A 7,721-nucleotide genomic window follows, 5' to 3' on the forward strand; every position below is an offset into this window, starting at 1 on the left:
TGTACTGCCAGCCAGAGCAAGAAACCCAGTCTTAGTTACGGGGAAAGCCCCAAGGAGGAGACGGGTTATCGGGTCATATGTCACGGGTATACTATCCCAAATCGAATAAGATAATTCAATTACATTAATATACGAGGAGGAATAGATATGAAGCAGTTCAACTCATTTGACAATTACCTTAAGAGCCTGGAGAAATTTAAATTCCTTACGGCAGAAGAGGAAAGGGATCTTATTGCAAAGGCTCAATCTGGTGACAGAAGGGCAGGCGATAGGATTGTCCAGGCAAACCTCAGGTTCGTGGTGGATCAGGCAAAGAAAATGCTCCGCGCTGGATGTTCCGCCGACATCGAAGACCTTATCAGCGCAGGAAACATCGGGCTTGTAAAGGCAGTTTCCAAGTTCAAGCTGGAAAAAAAAGTGCGCTTCATCACATGTGCCGCATTCTGGATCCGTGCCGAGATGAACGCAGAGGCTGGTATGGCACACGCAATCCGTCTTCCTCACAACTGCCTTACAAAGCTTTCCAGAATCCGAACTGCCGAGGCAGAGCTTCCTGAAGGACTGGACCAGGCTTCAAGGTACGCAACCATCGCCCAGAGCGTGGGTGCCACAAAGACAGCCATAAAGGCAATCATGGAATCCTCACGCAGCGTCGCATCCCTTGACGCAATGACAAACGAAGACGAGGACCAGAACCTCTATGGCTGCGTAGACGACAGGTCTGTCCGTGATCCTCTGGATGAAGTAATAGCAAAGGACATGTACAGCAATCTGGACAAGGTCATGAATTCTCTACCAAATGACGAAAGAAGAATCCTGGAAAAGCACTATGGACTCAAGGGCAGCAAGCCTATGTCGCTGGATGAAATCGCAAAAAGCTGGGACACTGAAATCACCCGCGAAGGAATCCGCCAGAAGGAGCTTAAGGCAATGAAGAGGTTCCGCGAAGAAGCCAACATGGACCTCTTTGAAGGCTACTTTGACAAAGCCGTGTAGGAATGGATAGAGGGGACAGACCCCTTTTTCTATTGAATATATTCCATAAGGTACTATACAATTACTGAAGGATTCAAAGTCTATTTTAAAAAGAGAGAATATCGATGAAAAAAGTAATTGTAATAATATCGGCTTTCATTCTGTCGTTTACGGTTCATGCCATGGATTTCAGCGTGGACGTAAATCCTGGTCTGGTTTTTCCGTCTGGGGAAAGCAAGAACAACCTTAAGGGACCTGCCCTGGGGACAGACCTTGCCTTCAATTTTCATCTATATGACATCTTTACTGTAGGACCAGAGCTTGGTATCGACTACATCATCAAGGAAGGTAATCCTTCATCGATCGTAGACATTGCTCCAGGCGTAAAATTTGGAACATACATGTATCCTTTCGGTCGTCTTGGATTTGGGCTGGGCGCCGCAACAGGAATCCATTTTGCAAACTATGACTATCCTGGAGAAAAGAATGCATCGGGAGACGGCTACAAGGATGGAAGGTCTCCAGGAAGCGTTTCCGTATGCAATCCCTATGTAAGGCTTGAAGGAAACATAAACTATCGTCTTACATCGGACATTGCCGTAGGACTCCGCGCAGGATATGTCGTTGACTTTTTTGACGGCCACGACTTTGACGACGGCTTTTCTCCGTTCATGGCTGGACCTGAAATCGGTCTTGGCATGAGATATACCTTCAGCAACCAGAAACCAGAGCAGCATGTGGATGCATCTATCGTACAGGATGCTCCTATCTATCCATTGTACATGAATGTCTACAAGGATGCGGAATTCGGCACCGTACTCATAAGGAATGCAGAAGGTGCAGAAATAAAGAACGTAAAGGTGTACTTTAAGGCCGCTCCTTATACATCGTCAAACTATTTATGCGGAAAGGCAAAGAAAATCCGCAAGGGACAGACCTACAGCATTCCGTTGAAGGGTGACTTCAGCACAGAACTTGCGAAATTCAGCGACGACGGATCATTCCCTGGAGAAATCACAGTTTCCTATGACTTTATGGGAAAGAGAATGACGACCACGACAACAGTACTTGTTTCGACCTACAACAGAAACACGATGAGCTGGATCGATCCAAACAGTCTTGCAGCCTTCATCAGCCCAAGCGACGAGACGATACTTGAGCTTTCAAAATTTGCAGGTTCCATCGCAAAGAGCAACATACGCTCCGGTTTCAATTCAAAGATCCAGACGGCGATGTACATGACGGAATTCTACAACAGTCTTGGAATTACCCGCGTAACGGACAAGGCAAGTCCGTATGCATCAAGCCACAAGGACATTACAAAGAATGACTACATCCAGTATCCGTTCCAGACGCTCACATACATGACGGGAGACAGCGACGAGATTGGTATCGTGTTCGCATCGCTTCTTGAAGCCGTTTCCGTAAGCACAGCTTTGATTCCTCTTTCAAACGACTTTATAGTTGCGGCAAACCTTGAAATGTCCTCAAAGGCAGTTGCCGCCATCTTTGACGACCCAGAACAGCTTCTTCTCATAGGAGACGAATTCTATCTTCCTCTTTCCATGAACAGCATCGGCAAGGGATTCAACGGAGCATGGAAAGCCGCCGCCCGCCAGCTCAAGGAAGAAATGAACAAAGGAGACATAAGTTTTGTCGTCCTCAAGGATGCATGGCAGGTATATCCTCCTCTGGGTATCAGCGCAAAAAGAAACATAGCAAAGCCTTCTCCAGCAAGCCTCACGGCAAAGGCATCGAGGGAGCTTGAAATCTTTACGTCAGAAAACCTTAAGCCAAAAATCAGGGAATATGAATCGAAAATTTCATCTGGCAAGGCAAACGACGAAGACAGGATAGCACTGGGTCTTCTCTATGTCCGCTCTGGAGACATCAACTCTGCCGCAATCGTATTCAAGGGAATGGCGGACAAGGGAAACATCTCAGCCATGAACAACCTTGCCAACACATACATGCTCCAGAAGGATCTCAAGAGCGCAAAAAAATGGTATGAAAATGTTCTTGAAAAAGACAAGGACAATTCTGTTGCAAAGAAAGGATTGGAACGTATAGCAAATGAAAAATAGAATCAACTGTCTGTTTGCATTCTTTGCTGTTCTTCTTTGTGCCGTCATGCCGATTTTTTCTCAGGAGCAGTCACAGGTTCAGATCATAGTGAACGGAGATTTCTTCTATGACATTCCAATGCAGGATGGAAGCAGCAAGGATGTTCTGGGTGAAATACAGAAAGGTCTTGGAGCAGGTCTTGGACTGGAAGTAAGACCATGGAAGCATGTGGGCATTCTCAGCGGAATGGAATACCATACCTTCAGTCTTAAGGAAAAAAGCATAAATTCCTACGACACCATCAGCTTCAACCTTGGAGCAGGAGCAAGGATTCCTTTGCGTGGAGCCATAACGCTGAATGCGGATCTTCTTGGCGGCGTCTATTCCACAAGCCACGAGGCAAGCTCTGGAAAAATGAGCTACAGCGGAATCGGAATGGGAGCAAGGGTTTCCTTAAGGTACAGCTTTTCGCCTGCAGTCGGAATGGGCATTGGTGCAGGGTATATGGTGGACAGGCACGAAGACTTTCCTGTTTCCTATGTCCCAGTAAACCTTGGAGTTTCCCTCAACCTTACGGAACTGAATTCTGCGGAACAGAAGGTAACGGGTGACCTTTTTTCTCTTGATCCTGTTTTCCCTTCGTTATATTCCTGGTATGCGGAAAACGGTTTTGGAAAGGCTGTCGTTGAAAACTTCGAGGCAGAAGAAATCACGAACGTTCGCGTCTATTTTTATCTTGAGCAGTTCCAGAACCAGAGGACACTCTGCGGAACCATATCACACATAAAGCCAGGCAAAAGGGGAGAGGTAGACCTTAAGGCAATCTTCAATCCTTCGATCCTTACGGTTGCCGAAAAATCCGACTCCAAGGCAAACATCATCGTGGAATACAACCGCCTTGGAAAAAGGTTCAGGGTAGAAACTCCGGTTACAATTCCTGTGTACAACGCAAACGCCATGAGCTGGGACGACGACCGCCGTGCCGCTGTATATGTCAGCAGGAACAATTCTGCGGCGGTAGAATTTGCAAAGCAGGTGGCATCTGCGGTACGCCCTTTGATGAATGAGACCCGCAACGAAAACCTGCAGCTTGCCCAGGGGCTTTTCGGGGCTTTGAGCGAATACGGAATGCGCTACATAATCGACCCTTCAAGCTCCTACAGCGCCAATGTAGGAACTACTTCCATAGACTTCCTTCAGTTTCCCCACCAGACACTCAAGTTCAAGGCGGGCGACTGTGACGACCTTTCCATCCTCTACTGTTCACTCCTTGAATCCCTTGGAATCGAAAGCGCCTTCATCACCGTCCCGGGACACATCTATGCGGCGTTCAGCCTGGACATGAGCGAAGAAGAAGGACGCAAGGTCTATACCGAGCAGGAAGCGATTTTCTACGGCGGAAGGACATGGATTCCTGTAGAAGTGACCATGACCCAGGACACCTTTGCGGCGGCGAGAAAATACGGCATCAACGAATGGAACAAGTATGTGGAGACGGACAACTCAAGGATCTATCCAATGCACGACAACTGGAAGGATTTCAAGAGCGTAAATGTTTCGCAGGAAGGCTTTGAGGTAAAGGTCCCATCCCGCGAAAGAATACAGGCAAGGTTCCGCTGATTGGAACTTATAGAGTAGATAGTATAAACAAATAAAACAGGAGAAGTTATATGAAAAAGATGACAACTTTCCTTGGTGGAGCTTTAATTGCAGCAGCATTGCTCCTTTCCGGCTGCCAGAACTTCCTTACCGCCAACGCAGAGGCAAGGGAAAAGCTTAGGGCAGAAGCAGACTACAACAGGGCAAGCTCAATAAAGGTTTCTGCCCATGTAGAAAACAACAGCCATGGTGTAATTAAAAAGACTGTAACAGGCGCAAAGGTTGGATATCCTTTCCAGGTAGGATTCAACTGTTCAGATGATTATTATGTCAAAGGTTGGATTGTGAAAGACGGGGATCACACCCTTTCAAACGAGACCGACTACACCGTGCAGGAAATGGGCAACGGAACCTATGAGATTACCGTAAAGTATTCTGTTTCCAGCATCGAGTTGATTCCAGAATGCTACAAAAAGCCAACAGTTACTTTTATGAATCCAAAGGAATATTCTGATGATGGACTTGATTCTTCAGTAAGAGGAGAATCGCTCAACATTCTTGGATCCCAGATGGTAAAAGTAGGGGAGACTTACCTGGTAAATTTAAAGACAGATAAGGGATATAAAATTGATGCCATCAAGATTAAAAAAGACGGCAGGGACTTAACGGATTTTGAAGGCATTGTATCATTCAGCGGAAAAAAAGTAATTGACGGTATATATCAGGAAAAAATTAAATTCCTTTCTCATGAGGCAGACGGTATTGAAATTTGTCCCGTTGCAATTGTTGGCGAATATGCTGCTGATGATATTGTTTTGGGAGCGCCTGTTATCAGGGCAAAATCAGCTTACAAAGGGAGTGAAATCTGGACTACTACGACTAGACCGGAAATTTTCAAATCATTTGATACGGCAAAGGAAAATTCTTATCCAGAAGCACTTGTCTCTAAAGGATCATGGAACCTTGCGTGCTACTACATTTTGGAGCAGACAGAAGGTCTGCCATACAAAAAGTTCTATGTTGAAGAAAGAGTAATGAAAATTCCTGAGGATTCTATTGTTACAGACAAAAATAATAATTGGATTGACGGAAGTGATGTAGGGCTATGCTTCTCTAAAACCAATGATTTTCAAAGAGCTGATGTATTGAATGAAAGTGAATACCTGTGGAGCGGAGAAATCCAGGGAATATATGAAGATCCTACTCTGAATGGACTAAAATCCAATGAGCAGGAATTGGCGCTTGAATTCAAGCTAAATAAACCAGGATGGCACCAATGGAATATTTGGGCTGTTAGTGAAGATAAAGAAGGAAATGAGATTAGGAGTGATATTCCTGTTGTGTTTGTTAGTAAAGTACAGAATGGATTATTACCCTACTATGATTATGACGGAGTGAAATTCGATCAGGATTATTTATATAGTACTATTGTTAGAAAAAAAGCCGGAGATTTTTCCGAACATTCTGTTGCAGAAAAATTGGTTATTAGTATCACTGCTGGAGATAAGAGGAAAATTCATGCTATTGAAATCGTACAATCTAATTATGTTTCACAAGGAGTGGATTATTCAAGATTAGTATATCAAAATATAGGTACTAATTCTGAAGGATATGGTATATTTGGAGGATTTAATGGTGCTGCTCCATATTTGAAATGGCAGGTTAGGACTCCATTCCGAGGAACAGAAAATAGGATTGAATGTTTCTGGATTGATTGGGTTGGCAATAAAAGTAAATCAAAAGTATATACTTATAATATTCCAAAAGCTTTCCCTGGTGAAATAGCACTGGCTAAGGCAAGTTCCAAAACCGGTGGTTATTCCACAGACTATGTTACTTATATGAGTAAAGCCGATTATGATTCATGGGGAAAAACATCTCTGGTAGATAAAAATATAATGTCAAAAGTTGGCTATGTATATTACTCAGATGAAAAAAATATTATAGTTATAAATTATAATGTTGGCACTGAATGTAGTTGGCAGAAATTGGGTACGCAAATAGATAACATTAACCTTGCGTATAAGTGTTACCCATTGAATGAATATTCGATTGAAAGAGATTACAATAGAATAAGGGAAATTCATGAGGATTATTGGCGAGTAAAGGATGCGTCGGGAAATTTCAACTATCCTGCAATTTATAAGGCTTATAATGATACAAAGACTACAATTAAAACACCAACTCCTTCTGGTAATGGTTATTGGGATGAGAAAATAATTGATATAGGATGGTATATTCCTTCTGAAAAGATTTTGTATTACTACATGGCTGATAATATAAGAAATAAGATAAATGAATGGGACGATTCTCCTTTAAAACCAAATAATTGTTATTGGACAGTTACATCTGAACTAAACACAGCTACAGACTATGTGCCAAGAGTTGTCCTTTTTCAAAGTAGTCGATTAACGACGCAAAAAAACTCGCCAAGTAATTCAAAATGTACTATTGATAGAACTGCTTATCCGGTCAAGGTTTTAACAATAACAAATCTTGGTGACAAGAGGTACCAGGAAGTAACTAAAGATTAGTTTCTTTCAGGCATGGGGCATGTAGACCGCAGTCTAGATTTTGATTGCATCACCCCATGTCCACATCCCCCAAGATTTTCCGTAGGAAAATCCAATCCGTGTGACACCCCGTGAGCGCCGTAGGCGCGAACAAATCCGCTGGCAGGCAGGCTCTCTACTGCTTAGAAATGTCCTTCAGCTTCTCGATCTCCTCTTCGGAAAGCCCCGTGCATTTTGCAACCATGGAAAGTTCAATGTTGTTTATAAGCATCAATCTTGCCGTCTCCACAGCCTTGTCATGTGCACCTTGCGAGATACCCTGAGAAATGCCCTGTGAAAACCCTTGAGAAATACCCTGGGTAATTCCTTGTTCGATACCTTGTTCGATACCCTGTTCGATTCCCTGCTTAAGTCCCTGTTCTAGTCCATGGGACATTCCTTCGGAATATCCTTCCTGCATTATTTCGTCCCACAGTTCCTGTGCAGTGCTGCTCATAAGTTTTACTCCTTCTTTCTCTTCCTTGAAATATCTTGCCCTCTGCGCAAGAAGCTCCAGCTTCATCTCCGCAG

At 43.9% G+C, this 7,721-nt stretch carries 5 protein-coding genes; 4 read left to right on the plus strand and 1 reads right to left on the minus strand.

Annotated elements, in window-relative coordinates; all coding sequences use genetic code 11:
- Window positions 1-147: 147 nt before the first annotated feature.
- The 4 genes from ACKI39_RS10395 (at window position 148) to ACKI39_RS10410 (ending at window position 7,172) form a co-directional block, all read left to right on the plus strand.
- Complete coding sequence (locus tag ACKI39_RS10395) at window positions 148-996, plus strand: sigma-70 family RNA polymerase sigma factor (RefSeq protein WP_407400258.1); 849 nt, start codon at window positions 148-150, stop codon at window positions 994-996.
- Between the two features lie 104 nt (window positions 997-1,100).
- Window positions 1,101-3,059 carry a tetratricopeptide repeat protein gene (locus ACKI39_RS10400; protein WP_407400260.1) on the plus strand — a complete coding sequence of 653 codons (1,959 nt, stop codon included), beginning with the start codon at window positions 1,101-1,103 and terminating at the stop codon, window positions 3,057-3,059.
- Window positions 3,049-4,659 carry a transglutaminase-like domain-containing protein gene (locus tag ACKI39_RS10405; protein WP_407400262.1) on the plus strand — a complete coding sequence of 537 codons (1,611 nt, stop codon included), beginning with the start codon at window positions 3,049-3,051 and terminating at the stop codon, window positions 4,657-4,659. Before ACKI39_RS10400 ends, ACKI39_RS10405 begins: the two co-directional genes overlap by 11 nt.
- A gap of 50 nt (window positions 4,660-4,709) precedes the next feature.
- Window positions 4,710-7,172 (plus strand): hypothetical protein, encoded by a 2,463-nt coding sequence (locus tag ACKI39_RS10410; protein ID WP_407400264.1) that lies wholly within the window; start codon window positions 4,710-4,712, stop codon window positions 7,170-7,172.
- Window positions 7,173-7,326: 154 nt separating this feature from the next.
- Here the strand turns inward: ACKI39_RS10410 and ACKI39_RS10415 are convergent.
- The coding region (locus ACKI39_RS10415) for a FliH/SctL family protein (RefSeq protein ID WP_407400266.1) at window positions 7,327-7,721 on the minus strand (395 nt) is incomplete at its 5' end.

It is taken from the genome of Treponema sp. (assembly GCF_045641405.1).
In the GTDB taxonomy this organism is placed as follows: domain Bacteria; phylum Spirochaetota; class Spirochaetia; order Treponematales; family Treponemataceae; genus Treponema_D.

Bases quoted from the DNA above. Each gene is read 5' to 3' on its own strand.
- ACKI39_RS10400 (WP_407400260.1), top strand. From the start codon at position 1,101: ATGAAAAAAGTAATTGTAATAATATCGGCTTTCATTCTGTCGTTTACG.
- ACKI39_RS10395 (WP_407400258.1), top strand. From the start codon at position 148: ATGAAGCAGTTCAACTCATTTGACAATTACCTTAAGAGCCTGGAGAAA.
- ACKI39_RS10410 (WP_407400264.1), top strand. From the start codon at position 4,710: ATGAAAAAGATGACAACTTTCCTTGGTGGAGCTTTAATTGCAGCAGCA.
- ACKI39_RS10405 (WP_407400262.1), top strand. From the start codon at position 3,049: ATGAAAAATAGAATCAACTGTCTGTTTGCATTCTTTGCTGTTCTTCTT.